12 protein-coding genes and 1 pseudogene are annotated in these 14,282 nt (G+C 72.0%); 6 read left to right on the top strand and 7 right to left on the bottom strand.

Going from position 1 to position 14,282, the window contains the following annotated elements; translation table 11 throughout:
* The first annotated feature begins 102 nt into the window (after positions 1-102).
* Positions 103-936: an SDR family NAD(P)-dependent oxidoreductase gene (locus ACFE8Y_RS16540; RefSeq protein ID WP_375465475.1), complete on the top strand. Its 834-nt coding sequence runs from the start codon at positions 103-105 to the stop codon at positions 934-936.
* Positions 937-1,061: 125 nt separating this feature from the next.
* Here ACFE8Y_RS16540 and ACFE8Y_RS16535 read toward each other — a convergent pair whose 3' ends face one another.
* Positions 1,062-2,720 carry a methyl-accepting chemotaxis protein gene (locus tag ACFE8Y_RS16535; RefSeq protein ID WP_375465474.1) on the bottom strand — a complete coding sequence of 553 codons (1,659 nt, stop codon included), beginning with the start codon at positions 2,718-2,720 and terminating at the stop codon, positions 1,062-1,064.
* A gap of 70 nt (positions 2,721-2,790) precedes the next feature.
* On the bottom strand, positions 2,791-3,804 hold the full coding sequence (locus tag ACFE8Y_RS16530) for a cytochrome-c peroxidase (protein ID WP_375465473.1): 1,014 nt from the start codon (positions 3,802-3,804) through the stop codon (positions 2,791-2,793).
* Between the two features lie 468 nt (positions 3,805-4,272).
* Between ACFE8Y_RS16530 and murJ the strand changes: the two genes are divergently transcribed.
* A complete protein-coding gene (gene murJ, locus ACFE8Y_RS16525) occupies positions 4,273-5,802 on the top strand; it encodes a murein biosynthesis integral membrane protein MurJ (RefSeq protein ID WP_375465472.1) in 1,530 nt (509 codons plus the stop codon).
* A gap of 148 nt (positions 5,803-5,950) precedes the next feature.
* Here murJ and ACFE8Y_RS16520 read toward each other — a convergent pair whose 3' ends face one another.
* The 5 genes from ACFE8Y_RS16520 to ACFE8Y_RS16500 all read right to left on the bottom strand — a co-directional run bounded on the left by ACFE8Y_RS16520 (position 5,951) and on the right by ACFE8Y_RS16500 (position 12,019).
* The gene (locus tag ACFE8Y_RS16520; RefSeq protein ID WP_375465471.1) at positions 5,951-6,949 is read right to left on the bottom strand and encodes an ABC transporter ATP-binding protein; all 999 of its coding nucleotides are present in this window, start codon (positions 6,947-6,949) and stop codon (positions 5,951-5,953) included.
* Positions 6,946-7,938, bottom strand: a complete 993-nt coding sequence (locus tag ACFE8Y_RS16515; protein WP_375465470.1) for an ABC transporter ATP-binding protein — start codon at positions 7,936-7,938, stop codon at positions 6,946-6,948. The genes ACFE8Y_RS16520 and ACFE8Y_RS16515 overlap by 4 nt, the downstream gene beginning before the upstream one ends.
* Before the next feature lie 364 nt (positions 7,939-8,302).
* Complete coding sequence (locus ACFE8Y_RS16510; RefSeq protein WP_375465469.1) at positions 8,303-9,247, bottom strand: ABC transporter permease; 945 nt, start codon at positions 9,245-9,247, stop codon at positions 8,303-8,305.
* On the bottom strand, positions 9,244-10,221 hold the full coding sequence (locus tag ACFE8Y_RS16505) for an ABC transporter permease (protein ID WP_375465468.1): 978 nt from the start codon (positions 10,219-10,221) through the stop codon (positions 9,244-9,246). Before ACFE8Y_RS16505 ends, ACFE8Y_RS16510 begins: the two co-directional genes overlap by 4 nt.
* 172 nt (positions 10,222-10,393) lie before the next feature.
* Complete coding sequence (locus ACFE8Y_RS16500) at positions 10,394-12,019, bottom strand: ABC transporter substrate-binding protein (RefSeq protein ID WP_375465467.1); 1,626 nt, start codon at positions 12,017-12,019, stop codon at positions 10,394-10,396.
* 120 nt (positions 12,020-12,139) lie between these two features.
* Here ACFE8Y_RS16500 and ACFE8Y_RS16495 point away from each other — a divergent pair, with 120 nt between their 5' ends.
* The 4 genes and pseudogenes from ACFE8Y_RS16495 to ACFE8Y_RS16480 form a co-directional block, all read left to right on the top strand.
* The gene (locus ACFE8Y_RS16495; RefSeq protein ID WP_375465466.1) at positions 12,140-12,394 is read left to right on the top strand and encodes a hypothetical protein; all 255 of its coding nucleotides are present in this window, start codon (positions 12,140-12,142) and stop codon (positions 12,392-12,394) included.
* 226 nt (positions 12,395-12,620) lie between these two features.
* Positions 12,621-12,884 (top strand): DUF4926 domain-containing protein, encoded by a 264-nt coding sequence (locus ACFE8Y_RS16490; protein WP_375465465.1) that lies wholly within the window; start codon positions 12,621-12,623, stop codon positions 12,882-12,884.
* Positions 12,881-13,261: a DUF6883 domain-containing protein gene (locus ACFE8Y_RS16485; protein WP_375465464.1), complete on the top strand. Its 381-nt coding sequence runs from the start codon at positions 12,881-12,883 to the stop codon at positions 13,259-13,261. The genes ACFE8Y_RS16490 and ACFE8Y_RS16485 overlap by 4 nt, the downstream gene beginning before the upstream one ends.
* A gap of 653 nt (positions 13,262-13,914) precedes the next feature.
* Positions 13,915-14,282, top strand: a pseudogene (locus ACFE8Y_RS16480) (antibiotic acetyltransferase); the annotation flags it as partial.

Genomic DNA, 14,282 nt, shown 5'->3' with positions numbered 1-14,282 from the left:
AGGGTGTGCGAGCGACGGGGGCAGCATCGACTGGCTGGAAGACCGGAGGGCGCTCCGTCCATGAAGACACCTGAATGGTCTTGGCGGATGGGAGGCTGAGCGATGACGCATCTGCGGCTGGAGAACCGCACCGCCCTGGTGACAGGCGCGGCGAGCGGCATCGGCCGGGCGCTGTCGGTGGCGCTCGCGCAACGCGGCTGCCACCTCGCGCTCGCCGACCGCGACGCGGAGGGCCTCGCGGAGACCGAGCGGCTCGTCGCGACGAACCGCGTCCGGATCAGCCGCCACACCCTCGACGTCGCCGACCGCGGCGCGGTCGCGGGCCTGCCCGAGCAGGTCCGTGCCGCGCATGGCGGCCTCGACCTTCTCGTCAACAATGCGGGGGTGGCGGTCGGCGGCAGCTTCGCGGACGTGAGCGAGGCCGACTTCGCGTGGCTGTTCGAGATCAACTTCTGGGGCGTCGTGCGGATGACCCGCGCCTTCCTGCCGCTGCTGCGGGAGAGCGCGGAGGCGCGCATCGTCAACCTGTCGAGCCTCTACGGCCTGATCGCGCCGCCGGGCCAGACGGCTTATGCCGCGAGCAAGTTCGCCGTGCGCGGGTTCTCCCAGGCGCTGCGCCACGAACTCGCCGGCACCAGCGTCGGCGTGACGGTGGTCCATCCGGGCGGCGTCGCCACGTCGATCGCCGACAGCGCCCGCGTGCCCGCCCACCTCGGCCCGGAGGAAGCGGCCCGGGGCCGCGCCGCCGCGAACCGGCTCCTCAAGCTTCCGCCGGAACGCGCCGCCGCGATCATCCTCGCGGGCGTCGAGCGCCGCAGGGGCCGGGTGCTGGTCGGCTCCGACGCCCGGCTGATCGCGCTGATCGAGCGCCTCGCGCCGGTCTCGTACTGGGCGGTGATCCGCAGGCTGATCCCGAGGGATCGGCCGACGCCGTGAGGGCGGCCGGCTCGCCCATGATGCCGAGCGGACTTGCGTTGGCAGGCCGACGCTTCGTCCGCTTAGCGTCTTGTTCTGTCGCAGGTTTTCGTCGGAAAACCGCGGGGCACTCTTCCGAAACCTGCTCAGGCGGCGCGGACGGTGGCGAGGAAGCGGGCGACCTCGGCGGAGAGGTGCTCGGAGTGGCGCGACAGCGCGGAGGCCGAGGCCAGGACCTCGGCGGCGGCGGCGCCGGTCTCCTGGGCGGCGCCGGCCACGTCCGCGATGGTCGCGTTCACCGCGCTCGTGCCCGAGGCGGCCTGGGCGACGTTGCGCACGATCTCGTGGGTCGCCGCGCCCTGCTCCTCCACCGCCGCCGCGATCGAGGTCGCCACGCCGCTGATCTCGCCGATCCGCGCGGAGATCTGGTCGATCACCGTGACGGCCTGCCCGGTGGAGGCCTGGATGCGGCCGATCTGGCTGCCGATCTCCTCGGTCGCCCGCGCCGTCTGCCCGGCGAGGTGCTTCACCTCGGCCGCGACCACGGCAAAGCCCCGGCCCGCCTCGCCGGCGCGGGCCGCCTCGATGGTGGCGTTCAGCGCGAGCAGGTTGGTCTGGCCGGCAACGCTCGAAATCATCGCCACCACGTCGCCGATCCGGGTCGCCGCCTCGCTCAGCTCGCGCACGAGGCCGGCGGTCTGCGCCGCCTCGGTCACGGCGACCCGCGTCAGGCTCGCCGAGCCGTCGACCTGCCGGCCGATCTCCTGCACGGAGGTGCCGAGCTGCTCGGCGGCGTCGGCCACGGTGCCGACGTTGGCGGCCGTCGCCCCGATCGCCGCGGCGACGCTGCCGGACTGGTCGACCGCCCGGCTCGCGGTCGCGGCCATGATCCGGGCCGTGCCCTCCAGCGCGCCGGCCGACGCGGCGACCGTGCCGATGATGCCGCCGACCGCCCGCTCGAAGCCGTCGGCAAGGTCGCGCATGCCGGCTCGGCGCTGCGCCTCGGCGCCGGCGCGGGCGAGCGCCGTCTCCTCCTCGAGCTGGCGCGTGCGGACGAGGTTGTCCTGGAACACCTGGACCGCGGCGACCATCGCGCCGATCTCGTCGCGGCGCCCGCCGCCGGCAAGCCGCACGGAGGCGTCGCCCGCGGCCAGCCGGCTCGCATCATCGACGAGGCGCAGCAGCGGGGTCGCCATGCTGCCGGCCAGCCACCACGCCGCGCCGGCGCCGAGGAGTGCGACGAGGACGCCGAGGCTGAGCACCAGCCGGAGCTGCCACGCCACGGCGTCCCCGGTCTCGGCGATGCCGGCCCGCGCCTCTTCGCCGGCGAGCGCCACCGCCTCGGTGAGCGAGGTGCGCAGGTGCAGGGCGTGGCGGGCCATCAGCTCGGTCGTCGGGATCTCCTGCGCCCGGCGCAGGCCCAGCAGGATCTCGGCATCCGCGCGCCAGAGCGCCGCCTCGGCCTGCGCCCTCCCCGTGAGCGCCGCCATCCGCTCCGAGAGCGCCGCGCCCTTGAGGCGGGCGAGGTCGCCCTCGACGCCCCCGACGATCGCGGCGAACTCGGTCGCGACCGCCCGGGGATCGGTCAGATCCGTCATCGCCAGGACGCGGGCCAGCACCTGCTCGCCCGCGGCGAAGCGGTCGCGCGCGCCGCGGCTCGCCGCGTTCGCGTCGATCGTGCGCTCGGAGAGCGCCGCGATCCGCGTGAAGGCGGAGACGCTGCGCCAAGCCGTCAGGCCCGCCAAGCCGGCCGCGAGCAGGAGGAAGGCCAGCATCGGCAGGAGGATCTTGTATCTGATCGACATCGTCGGGTCCGGAAGAAAGCCAGCCGCGGAGACGCCGCGCAGGATGCGCGGCATCGCTGGTCGTGGGCGCTCAGTTCGGCAGGTTCGGCAACGCCGTCTCGGTCTTGTCGGCGGTGAGCGCGCGCAGGAACGCGATCAGGTCCGCGTGCTCGGCCCGGCTCAGGGAGAGCGGGCTGATCAGCGGCGATTTCGAGGGCCGGTCGATGCCGCCGCCCTCGTAGAAGGTCAGGATCGCGTCGAGGTCCGCGAACTGCCCGGCATGCCCGAAGGGCGCCCGGTAGGTCAGGTTGCGCAGGCCCGGCGTCTTGAAGGCGTACTTCGCCAGCGGATCGTCGGGGTCGAACGCCGCGCGGCCGATATCCTTGGTCGGGATGCCGATGTCGTGGAACTGGTTGTCGGTGAAGTTCCAGCCGGCGTGGCAGGCGGCGCAGCCGGCCTTGCCGGTGAACAGGTCGAAGCCGCGCTGGGCGGCCGGCGAGATCGCGGCGGCGTCGCCGTCGATCCAGCGGTCGAAGGGCGCCCAGCCGGCGACCACCGTCCGCTCGTAGGTGGCGATGGCGGTGAGCAGGGTGTCTTGCGTCACGCCCGTGCCCGGAAACAGCGTGCCGAACCACGCCTTGTACTCGGGGATGGCCTTGAGCCGGCCGACGATCTCGGGGAACTTGCCGTTCATCTCCACGGCGGCGGTGATCGGGCCTTGGGCCTGCGTCTCCAGGTTCGGGGCGCGCCCGTCCCAGAACAGCACCGGGAGCCACGCGGCGTTGAGGATGGTCGGCGCCTTACGCGGCAGCGGCGTGTTGGCCGCGCCGATCGCGCCGGGCACCGGCACCTCGAAGCCGAAGGACGGGTTGTGGCAGCTCGCGCAGCTCATGTGCTGCATCCCGCTCAGGCGCGGATCGAAGAACAGCATCTTGCCGAGCGTCGCCATCTGCGGCGAGTAGGGTGCGCCCTCGGGGAACGGCACCCGCATCGGGCGCTTGTACTGCGCCTTCAGGGCCTCCAAGCCGTCGTCGGCCGCGACGGCGGTCGCGCCGAGGGCGCAGCTCAGGAGGATCGCTGCGAGGAATCCGCGTCTGTTCGGCATGATGGCTGCTGAGGTCCGGAATGCGGATTTGCACGTCCGTGCACGCCGCTCAACATCGTACCGAACGGTTAAGATGCCGTAACAGGCGCTGGAGGGCGGGAAGAAAACCCGTTTCCGGACGGAGGTATAGCCGCGAGACCTGACTTGTTCCTGCTCGAACCGTGCCGAACCCAGCGTTGTAAAGTGTCACGATCCGGCCCGTGAACGGGCGCCGGGTCGATCGGCGGCAGTCCGCCTTCCGCCCCGTCAAGGTTGTCCCGGGCCCGAACGGTGCGCCTGCCGGTCGCCCACCTGACGTTGCCGCCGTCGGCGGGCGACCGGTCCGCGGCGGGAGCGTCCGCGACCAGGACGCTTGCCTGCCCCCCGTCCCGGACCGTAAGTCCTGCCACGAACGGCAGGGGCGGGGACCGGCGTGGGGTCGATCGAGGGGCAGGGCGGCGGGCCGGCGGATCATCGGGCGCCCGCCCGGTGATCCGCGCGATCCTCTCCGTCGGCGGCTGGACGCTGGTCTCGCGGGTGACGGGGTTTGCCCGCGACGTGGCGATGGCCGCGGTGATGGGCGCGGGGCCGGTGGCCGACGCCTTCGTCGTCGCCTTCCGCCTGCCGAACCACTTCCGCGCGATCTTCGGCGAGGGGGCGTTCAACACCGCGTTCGTCCCGGCCTATGCGGGGCTCGCCGAGGCCGGCGCGGAGGGGGCGGCCCGCGTGTTCGCCGACCGCATCTTCACCCTGATGCTCGGGGTACAGGTGCTGCTGCTCGCCCTCGCGCTGCCGCTGATGCCGCTCGTGGTGCGGGCGCTGGCGCCGGGCTTCTCCGAGGACCCGGAGCGCTTCGCCCTCGCGGTGGCGCTCACCCGCATCACCTTTCCCTACCTGCTGTTCATGACGCTGGTGACGCTGCTCTCCGGCATCCTCAACGCGCAGCGGCGCTTCGCCGTGGCGGCCGGTGCGCCGGTGCTGCTGAACCTCGCGATGCTGGCGGCGCTGGCAGTAGCTCACCTGTTCCCGAACGCGGCCTACGCCGCCGCCTGGGGCGTCGCGGTGTCGGGGGTGCTCCAGTTTGGGCTGCTGTGGTGGGGCTGCCGCCGCATCGGCGCGGCGCCGCGGCTCGGCCGACCGAGCGTGTCCGACCCGGCGATGGCCCGCTTCTTCAAGGTGCTGGGGCCGGCGGTGATCGGCTCGGCCGGCTTCCAGATCGCGGCGTTCGCCGACACCATCCTCGCGAGCCTGCTGCCCACCGGCGCGGTCTCGGCGCTGTACTACGCCGACCGGCTCTACCAGCTTCCCTTCGGCGTCATCGCCATCGCCGCCGGCACCGTGCTGCTGCCCGAGATGAGCCGGCGGATCGCGGCCGGCGACGCTGCCGGCGCGCACGCGGCGCAGAACCGCGCCGCCGGGTTCTCGCTGGCGCTCTCGGCCCCGTTCACGGTGGCCTTCCTCACCCTGCCGGGGCTGATCATGGCGGCGCTGTTCCAGCGCGGCGCGTTCTCGGCCGAGGACGCGGCGCGGGCGGCCTCCGTGCTCGCCGCCTACGGGCTGGCGCTGCCGGCGGTGGTGCTGGTGCGCAGCGCGGTGGCGAGCTTCTACAGCCGCCAGGACACGACGACGCCGCTCTGGGCCTCGCTCACCGCGATCCTGGTCAACGTCGCGCTCAAGCTCTGGCTCACCGGCCCCTACGGCGTCGCGGGGCTGGCGCTCGCCACCGCGGTCAGCCAGTGGGTCAACCTCGTGCTGCTGGTCGGCCTCGCGCGGCGCCGGGGCTGGACCGCGCCGGGCCGGACGCTGGGGCTGACGGTGGTCGGGGTGACGCTCGCCTGCGCGGCGCTGGCGCTGGTCGCGGTCTACGGCCTGCCGCTGGCCGACGCGCTGGTGCCGGCCCTACCGCGCGGGCGCGAGGCCGCGGTGCTCGCGGTGCTGGGGCTCGCCGGCGCGCTGGTCTACGGCGGGCTGCTCGCCGGCCTGCTCCACCTGTTCGGCCTGCGGTTGCGGCGGGCGTGAGCGGGGCGCGAGGGTCGGCTCGGGCAGCCTCCGGGGGGATGCGATGGCGTCGGCAACGCTTCCGACCGGCAGGACGGCCGTCGTCTTCGACGCCTAATACCGGATCTCAAGGGGCACTTCTCCGAAACCTGCTTAGCACCGCGACGCGTCAGGCGAACTCGCCCCGGTCGCGGTGGCAGGCGACGGTGCGGTCCGGCCCGATCGAGCGCGGCAGCGGCAGGCTCGTCCGACAGACCGGGATCGCGGCCGGGCAGCGCGGGTGGAACGGGCAGCCCGGCGGGGGCGCCAGCGGCGAGGGCGGCTCGCCGGAGAGGCCCTGGAACCGGCGCTTGCCGGACACGAGCCGCGGCGTCTGGGCGAGCAGGCTCACCGTGTAGGGGTGGGCGGGTGAGGCGAACAGCGCGTCGGCCGGCGCCGTCTCGACGATGCGCCCGAGGTACATCACCGCCACGCGCGACGCGATGTGAGCGATCACCCCGAGGTCGTGGCTGACGAACAGGTAGGTCAGCCCGAGGTCGCGGCGCAGGTCCAGGAACAGGTTGAGCACCTGGGCCTGGATCGAGACGTCGAGGGCCGCCACCGCCTCGTCGCAGACCAGCATTTTGGGCCGCACGGCCAGCGCCCGGGCGATGCCGATGCGGGCGCGCTGGCCGCCGGAGAACTGGTGCGGGTAGCGCGCCATCGCGTCCCCCCCGAGGCTGACGCGGGCCAAGAGGTCGGCGACGTAGGCGCGCTGGTCGCGGGGCGCGGCGAGGCCGTGGGTGACGGGGGCCTCGCCGACGATGTCGAGCACCCGCAGCCGCGGGTTGAGCGCGGCGGTGGCGTCCTGGAACACCATCTGCACGGCGAGCATGGCCGTTTTCCGCTCGGACGGCGACAGACCGGCGAGGTCGCGGCCGTCGCGGAGCACCCGGCCACTGGTGGGGGCGTGCAGACCGGCTGCGAGGCGGGCCAGGGTGGACTTGCCGCAACCGGATTCGCCGACCAGCCCGACCACCTCACCGGCGCGAATCGCGAGGTCGACCTCGGTCACCGCCTGGACGGCGCTCGGGGGCCGGCGCTCGCCCAGGAGCCCGGCCAGCCGCGCGGCCAGCGACGGCGCCGCGCCGAAGCGCTTCGACACGGCCTCCAGGTGGACGAGCGTCACGGGACACGCGTGGGCTGGAGGGGATGGCGGCACAGGGCGAAGCGGGCGGGTTCGGCGCGCGCGACCGGCGGGGGCTCGGCGCAGTCCGGGCTCGCGCGCGCGCAGCGGGGCGCGAAGGCGCAGCCCGGCGGGCGATGGGTGAGCGCGGGCGCCATGCCGGGGATCTGCGCCAGCGGCACGCCCCGCGCGTTGCGGCTCGGGGCCGAGGCGATCAGCCCGGCGGTGTAGGGGTGGAGCGGCGCCTCGATCACGTCGGCCACCGGACCCGTCTCGACGATGCGGCCGGCATACATCACGCAGAGCCGGTCGGCGAGGCCGGCGACCACGGCCAGATCATGGGTGATCCAGATCAGCGCCGTGCCCATCTCGGCGCAGAGGGCTTGGGCCTCCGCCAGGATCTGCGCCTGGATGGTGACATCGAGCGCCGTCGTCGGCTCGTCGGCGATGAGCAGCGCGGGCGCATGCAGCAGGGCGATGGCGATGGCGATGCGCTGGCGCATGCCCCCCGAGAGCTGGTGCGGGTAGGCGCGCAGGCGTTCGTCCGGGCCTGCGATGCCGACCCTGACCAGGGCGTCCCGTGCCCGGGCGCGGGCGGCCTTTCCCCCGACGCGCTCGTGCGCGGTGATCGCCTCGACGACCTGCGTCTCGACCCGCAGCACCGGGTTCAGCGTCGTCATCGGGTCCTGGAAGATCATCGCCATGCGCTTGCCGCGCAGCGGGCGAAGCTCGGCCTCCGGCAGCCCGGCGATGTCGCGGCCCTCGAACAGGATTTGTCCCCCCGACACCCGGCCCGGCGCCTCGATCAGCCCCATCAGCGCGAGGCCGGTCACCGACTTGCCGGAGCCGGACTCGCCGACGAGGCCCAGCACCTCGCCGCGGTTCACGGTGAGGTCCACCCGGTCGACGGCGACGTGCGCGCGCCCGCCGGCCTTGAAGCTCACGGTGAGGTTCTCGACGGCGAGGACGGGGTCGCTCACGGCGTGTGCCATCGCGCAACGCGCCTTTCCTCCCCCGCAGAGGCTTGCAGATGCACGCATCTTTGCATGTGACGACGATGGCCGTGCATCCCCTCGCCCCGCCTGCGGGGAGAGGGGCGCGACGACCTCGTCGGCGGCGTGGGCCGAGGCGGCAGCCGACGGTGAGGGGGGTTCGCCCGGACGAGACGCTTCCGTTCCTCCCCCTCACCGTAACTCCGGCTTCGCCTCTCGCCCCCCGCAGGCGGGGAGAGGGGCGACCCGCGCCGTATCGGGCCTCGTCCGGAGATGTGTGAATCTGCTGGCCGGCACAGGGGGGAGAGGATGCGCGTGGGCGCTCGGTCCTTCCTCAAGCAGCGTCGGAAAATCCCCAAAACACTCAATCCGAGAACCGCGGGTTGAGCACGTCGCGCAACCGGTCGCCGACGAGGTTGATCGCCACGATGACGACGACCAGCGCCAGCCCGGGGAAGGTCGAGATCCAGTACTTGCCCGACAGCAGGTAATCGTAGCCGGTCTTGATGAGCAGCCCGAGCGACGGCTCGGTCACCGGCACGCCGACGCCGAGGAAGGAGAGCGTCGCCTCGAGCGCGATGGCGTGCGCCACCTGCATCGTCGCGACGACGATCACCGGCGGCAGGCAGTTCGGCAGCAGGTGGCGGAAGATCAGGCTGCGGCGCGGCAGCGCCAGCGCGCGGGCGGCCTCCATGTACTCGCGGCGCCGCTCGACCAGAGCGGTCGCGCGGATGGCACGGGCGTAGTAGGCCCACTGCACGGCAATCAACGCGATCACCACCTTGTCGATCCCGCGGCCGAAGGCGGCGAGCAGCACGAGCGCGATCAGGATCGCCGGGAACGAGAGCTGGAGGTCGGCGAGCCGCATCAGCACGGCGTCGACCCGGCCGCCGGCCTGGGCCGCGAGCACGCCGAGGGTGGAGCCGAGCGTCGCCGCCACCAGCGTCGCCGACAGGCTGACGATCAGCGACACCCGCAGGCCGTAGACGATGGCCGAGAGCATGTCGCGCCCCTGCGCGTCGGTGCCCAGCGCGTAGAGCATCCCGGACACGCTGCGGCTGCCCGGCGGCAGCGTCCCGTCCATCACGTCGAGGTTGGCCAGATCGTAGGGGTTCTGGGGCGTGATCCAGGGCGCGAGGCAGGCGGCCAGGATCGTCAGCACGAGGACGCAGAAGCCGAGCGCCGCGCCGGGGCTGCGGAAGAAGGCGCGGGCGTGCGCGCGCCAGACCGGCTCGGCGCGGTCGGGCTCGGCCTCGATCGCCGCCGGCGGGCCGCCCGCGGCCGGAAGCACGTCGGTGCCGGCGCTCATGCGCCCGCCTCCGACAGGCGCACCCGCGGATCGAGGCTCGCGTAGATCAGATCGACCAGGAGGTTGATCAGCACGAACAGGCACACGGTGAGCATCAGGTAGGCGACGATCACCGGCCGGTCGAGGCGGTTGATCGAGTCGATTAGGAGCTTGCCGATGCCGGGCCACGCGAACACCGTCTCGGTGACGACGGCGAAGGCGATCATCGCGCCGAATTCCAGCCCGATCACGGTGACGACGGGCAGGAGGATGTTCTTCAACACGTGCACGCCGACGATGCGGGCGGGCGACAGGCCCTTGGCGCGGGCAAACCGCACGTAGTCCTGCAGCATCGCCTCGCGGGTGCCGGCGCGCGCGAGCCGGATCACCACCGCGAGCTTGAACAGGGCGAGGTTGACCGCCGGCAGCACGAGGTGGCGCAGGCCGTCGAGGGTGAGGAGCCCGGTCTCGACGCCGAACACAGTGACGGTCTCGCCGCGCCCGCCGGCCGGGAACCAGCCCAGCGTCACCGCGAAGACCAGCACCAGCATCAAGCCCTGCCAGAAGTTCGGCAGGGAGAAGGCCAGGATCGAGCCGGTCATGATCGTCCGGCCGGCGACCGCGTTCGGCCGCAGGCCCGCCCACAACCCCAGCGGCAGACCGACGGCGACCGCGAGCACCAGGGCGGTCACCGCCAGCTCCAGCGTCGCGGGAAGCCGCTGGAGGATCACCGCGAGCGCCGGCTCGTTGTAGACGAACGACCGGCCGAGGTCGCCGTGCAGCGCCCGCCACGCGAAGGTGCCGAACTGGACGACGAGGGAACGGTCGAGGCCGAGGCGGGCCGCGATCGCCGCGCGCTCGTCCGCGCTGGCGTCTGGGGCGGCGAGCATGTCGATCGGGTCGGCGATGGCGTAGACGCCGACGAATACCAGCGTCGCCATCGCCGCGACGGTGACGAGGGCTTGGCCGAGGCGCTGGATGAGGTAGGTCAGCATGGGGGCACACGCACCCTCTCCCCCCTGCGGGAGAGGGTGGCCCGCGAAGCGGGCCAGGTGAGGGGAGCGACGGTGCCGGATACGGCGCTCCCCTCACCCGACCCTCGCTCACGCGAGGGCCACCCTCCCCCGCTAAAGGGGGAGGGAAGGCGCGTTGCGGTCCGCACCAACGTCACTTCACCACCGCCACGTCCATCGCCAGCGTGTACTGGTCGATCCGCGGCGTGTAGCGCAGGCCCTTCACGGTGGCCCACGGCGTCACCTCGAAGTGCAGCGGGAGCAGCGGATAGTCCTGCATCGCCAGGGCCGAGGCTTGGCGCAGGAGATCCTCGCGCCGGCCCGCGTCGAGGGTGCGCATCGCCTCGATCGTCAGCCGGTCGACCTCGCGGCTGCAGTAGCGCCCCCGGTTGGTGAAGCCGCGGCCGGATTCGGGATCGAAGCACAGCAGCAGGGAATTGAGCGAGTTCGACATCTCGCCGGAATCGGCGCCCCAGCCGGCCAGATACGCCGAGAAGGCGAACCCGTTGCGCCGGGTGAAGAAGGTCGAGGCGGTGGCCGCGTCGATGCCCGTCTTCACGCCGATGCGGCTCCACATCTGGGCCACGGCCTGGGCGATCTTCTCGTCGTTGATGTAGCGGTCGTTGGGCGTCCCCAGCGTGATCTCGAAGCCGTTCGGGTAGCCGGCCTGCGCCAGCAGGTCCTTTGCCGCCTTCGGATCGTAGGGCACGACCGGAAAATCCTTGGTCGTGCCCGAGAGCGGGTAGGGCAGCAGCTCGCCCGCGGCTTGGGCGACGCCGCCCATCACCCGCTCGACGATCGCCTTGCGGTCGATCGCCTTCGACAACGCCTCGCGCACGCGCTTGTCGAGAAGCGGGTTCCTGTCGGTGCCGCGGATCGTCGGCGTCTTCCAGCCGGGTCCGTCGAACTGGTCGAGGTGGACGTAGATGATCCGGTTCGACAGGCCCTTGGCGACGGTGAAGCCCGCCGCCTCGATCCGCGGCAGGTCCTGGATCGCCGGGTTCTCGATGAGGTCCGCGTCGCCCGCGAGCAGCGCCGCCACCCGCGGGCCGGTCGAGACGATCGGCTTCATCACCACCGTGTCGAAGGCCGGCGCCGCGCCCCAGTAGGCCGGGTTCCGCGACAGCACCACCTGCGTGCCGCGCACGTAGTCCTTGAGCCGGTAGGGTCCGGTGCCGAGGGCCACCGCCGGGTTGCCGAAATCGGTGGATTTCGGCGGGGTGCCCATGCCGGAGCAGCCGCCCTTGGCGAAGCTGACTGGCCCGGTCGCGCCGGAGGCCTTGGCGCTGAGCATGCCGAGCGCCGTGAGGTTCGTCGGCAGCAGCGGCAGCGGCGTCGCGGTCCTGATCACCACCGTCAGCGGATCGGGCGCGGTCACGCTCTCGAACGGCCGGACGTAGGTGGCAAACGACGAGGGCGAGTTCTCCACGAGCGGCACGCGGCAGACCGTGTAGAGCACGTCGTCGGCGGTGAACGGGCTCCCGTCCGAGAAGGTGACGCCGGGGCGCAGCTTGAATTCCCAGGTGGTCTCGTCGCGGGCCGTCCACGCGACGGCCAAGCCCGCCACCACGTTCATCGCGGCGTCCGTCGTCACCAGCCCCTCGAAGATGTGGCGGCGCAGGGAGTTGTTGGGGCCGAGGTTGTGGAAGTGCGGATCGATCGAGGTCGCCTCGGCGGCCAGCCCGATGCGCAGGTCGCGCGCCGCGGCGGCGGTCGCGAGCAGGCCCAGGGCGGCCGCGATCGGCAGAGTGCGGCGCCGGAGGCTGCGCGTCTCGATCATCAATGGTTCCGTGTAGGAGTGGGCGCGCGAGCGTGGCGCATCGGCGGCTTTCGCGTCAATCGGCGCTTTTAGCGGCAATCGTGCCAAGCCGGTCGCGGTGCGGACGTGACGGGAACCCCGATGGGCATGAAGACGACGTTCGTGGTGCAGACCTTCGTGGTGAAGCGCAAGCGGCTGGTCCCGGGCGAGCGCGAGGTGGCGCCCACCGAGAGCGGCGCCCTGAAGAAGGCGCAGGCCATGGCCGCCCGGATGCCCGGCACCGCGGCGCTCAAGGTGGTCGCCGACGACGAGACGGGGGAGTTGGAGAGCGCGACGATCCTTGCTCAGTTCGGCGAGGTGCCGGAGGACTTTGCCGAGGGGCTTACCGGCGGATAGGCGTTGAAGCTTGACGCATCCGACGTGCTTCACCGCGTCCTGGGTGGCTGGCTCGTCGGCCAGGACTGCGTGCGGTACCGGGAGGATATGGCTGGTGCGATCAAGCGAACACCTCGCGCCCGGCGAGGCGGCGAGGGTTTCATCGTTTCCATTCACCCGTCCGTGATTGCAGTTCTGCAGTCACTTCCCGTGAGCACGAGTTCACGCTACGTTTCGCGACATGGTCATGCGCCGACAGACAGCGACGGTCGTCGCCTCCTATGATGGGGGGCCAGCAGGCTCCGACCCGATCCGAGAACTGGATCGGGTGCGCCTCCTCACGTCCGCTGTCGGAGACGGCAATGAGCGTGTCCCGATGGGATCAACCGGCACCGTGGTCGGCATCTATGCCGGCGGCGCTGCGTTCGAAGTGGAGTTCTCGAAGCCGGTGGACACGCTCGTCACGATCGAGGCGCGGTCGGTCCTCTTGGTCGAGCGCAGTCGAGATTGACCGTACCGGCACACTGGCCGACCGCTTTTCGCATCGACCCAGCTAAAATCGTCGATTACCTGCTCGACCCGACCCATCCCGACGGTGGTTCGAAGTGCGAATTTTTACGACCTTTTGGATTTGTCCAGTATCCGGGCAATTTGCTCAGTGCGATCGACATGCATCGGCAACCGGATAACTTTGTTTGCTTCGTAAAAGGCTATCAAGCCTTCAAGTTGCATTTTCACGGACCACTGATCTCGCCATCGACGATTGATAATCCGAACGTCCGAACGGTCTGGCAAGTTGATGATGCGGACCCAGCGCGGATCGCACGCTTCATCACGCTGAAGCCGCTGCCGAAATTGCTGCCTCGACAACCGCCTCCCGGCGGCTAGAGCCGTTCCCGATCCAATTGGATCGCGAAGCGGCTCCAGGCCCTTGTCGTGACACGCTGGCTCGCGACGAACCAATGGCAGCTTCGTCGGAAAGCAATCCGGATTGCCGGGAGGCGCGCCGATCCGCTCAGGCCCGCCCTGGTCTTCGCGGTCCGTTAACCCGGCCTCCACACGGCCGCGGCTACATGGCCCCATGCGCTACGTGCTCGCGGCTCTCATACTCTCCGCCGCCGCCACGGGCGCACGCGCGGGCTCCGTGGAGGCGTTCTTCGCCGGCCGCCCACCCTCGGTCGGCGTCGTCCGCGGCGGCGCGTTCGGGCCGGATGGCGCCGACTACTACGGCGAGGCCCGCACCGCCCGAGCCGACAGGGTCAAGGAACGGCCGACCCCGCATCTGAGTCGGACAGGGATTGCGCGTGCAGCCCCCTCCCCCGGCAGCACGCCGCCGGCCGTGGTCGCGCGACCCTACCGGCCGTGGCAAGAAACGGAAAAGCCCGTTGCGGATCGCTCCGGGCGGTCCGGAGTGTCGGTCTCGGGACGGCAGAATTAGGCGCTCGGGGCAGCCGCGGCCTCCCATGACACGGGGCTGAAGCGCTGCCCTGCTGGCGTCGCGCAGCGACCGGCCGACCCCTCCATCCAAGACGCCACGCGCCATGATCGAGCCCAACCCGGTCTTCGGCGACCTCACCCGCTTCCACCTCGCCCGCGAGATCGAGCGCTGGGGCTGGTCGGTGGGCGCGCACAGCGACGGCCATCCCCGCGTGCTCGAGCCCGAAGCGGCGCGCCTGCGGATCGGGCGGTTCTGCGCGATTGGCCCGAACGTCGCCCTGGCGCTCGGCAACCACTGCACCGACCTCGTCACCACCTACCCGTTCAAGGCGCTCGCCGCGTTCTGGCCGACCGCTGCGGCCGGCGCCGACGACCACGCCTCGCGCGGCGACATCGTGCTCGGCGACGAGGTCTGGCTCGGGGCGAACTGCACGGTGCTGTCGGGTGTCACGATCGGCAGCGGCGCCGTCGT

It is taken from the genome of uncultured Methylobacterium sp. (assembly GCF_964242245.1).
Classification (GTDB): Bacteria; Pseudomonadota; Alphaproteobacteria; order Rhizobiales; family Beijerinckiaceae; genus Methylobacterium.
Note: the sequence above shows the minus strand (reverse complement) of the source record. Positions and strands in the feature narration are given on the sequence as shown.

Coding starts and splice junctions, on each gene's coding strand:
- ACFE8Y_RS16515 (WP_375465470.1), bottom strand. CDS start 7,938: ATGGCACACGCCGTGAGCGACCCCGTCCTCGCCGTCGAGAACCTCACC.
- ACFE8Y_RS16510 (WP_375465469.1), bottom strand. CDS start 9,247: ATGAGCGCCGGCACCGACGTGCTTCCGGCCGCGGGCGGCCCGCCGGCG.
- ACFE8Y_RS16500 (WP_375465467.1), bottom strand. CDS start 12,019: ATGATCGAGACGCGCAGCCTCCGGCGCCGCACTCTGCCGATCGCGGCC.
- ACFE8Y_RS16530 (WP_375465473.1), bottom strand. CDS start 3,804: ATGCCGAACAGACGCGGATTCCTCGCAGCGATCCTCCTGAGCTGCGCC.
- ACFE8Y_RS16495 (WP_375465466.1), top strand. CDS start 12,140: ATGGGCATGAAGACGACGTTCGTGGTGCAGACCTTCGTGGTGAAGCGC.
- ACFE8Y_RS16505 (WP_375465468.1), bottom strand. CDS start 10,221: ATGCTGACCTACCTCATCCAGCGCCTCGGCCAAGCCCTCGTCACCGTC.
- ACFE8Y_RS16490 (WP_375465465.1), top strand. CDS start 12,621: ATGCGCCGACAGACAGCGACGGTCGTCGCCTCCTATGATGGGGGGCCA.
- ACFE8Y_RS16535 (WP_375465474.1), bottom strand. CDS start 2,720: ATGTCGATCAGATACAAGATCCTCCTGCCGATGCTGGCCTTCCTCCTG.
- ACFE8Y_RS16540 (WP_375465475.1), top strand. CDS start 103: ATGACGCATCTGCGGCTGGAGAACCGCACCGCCCTGGTGACAGGCGCG.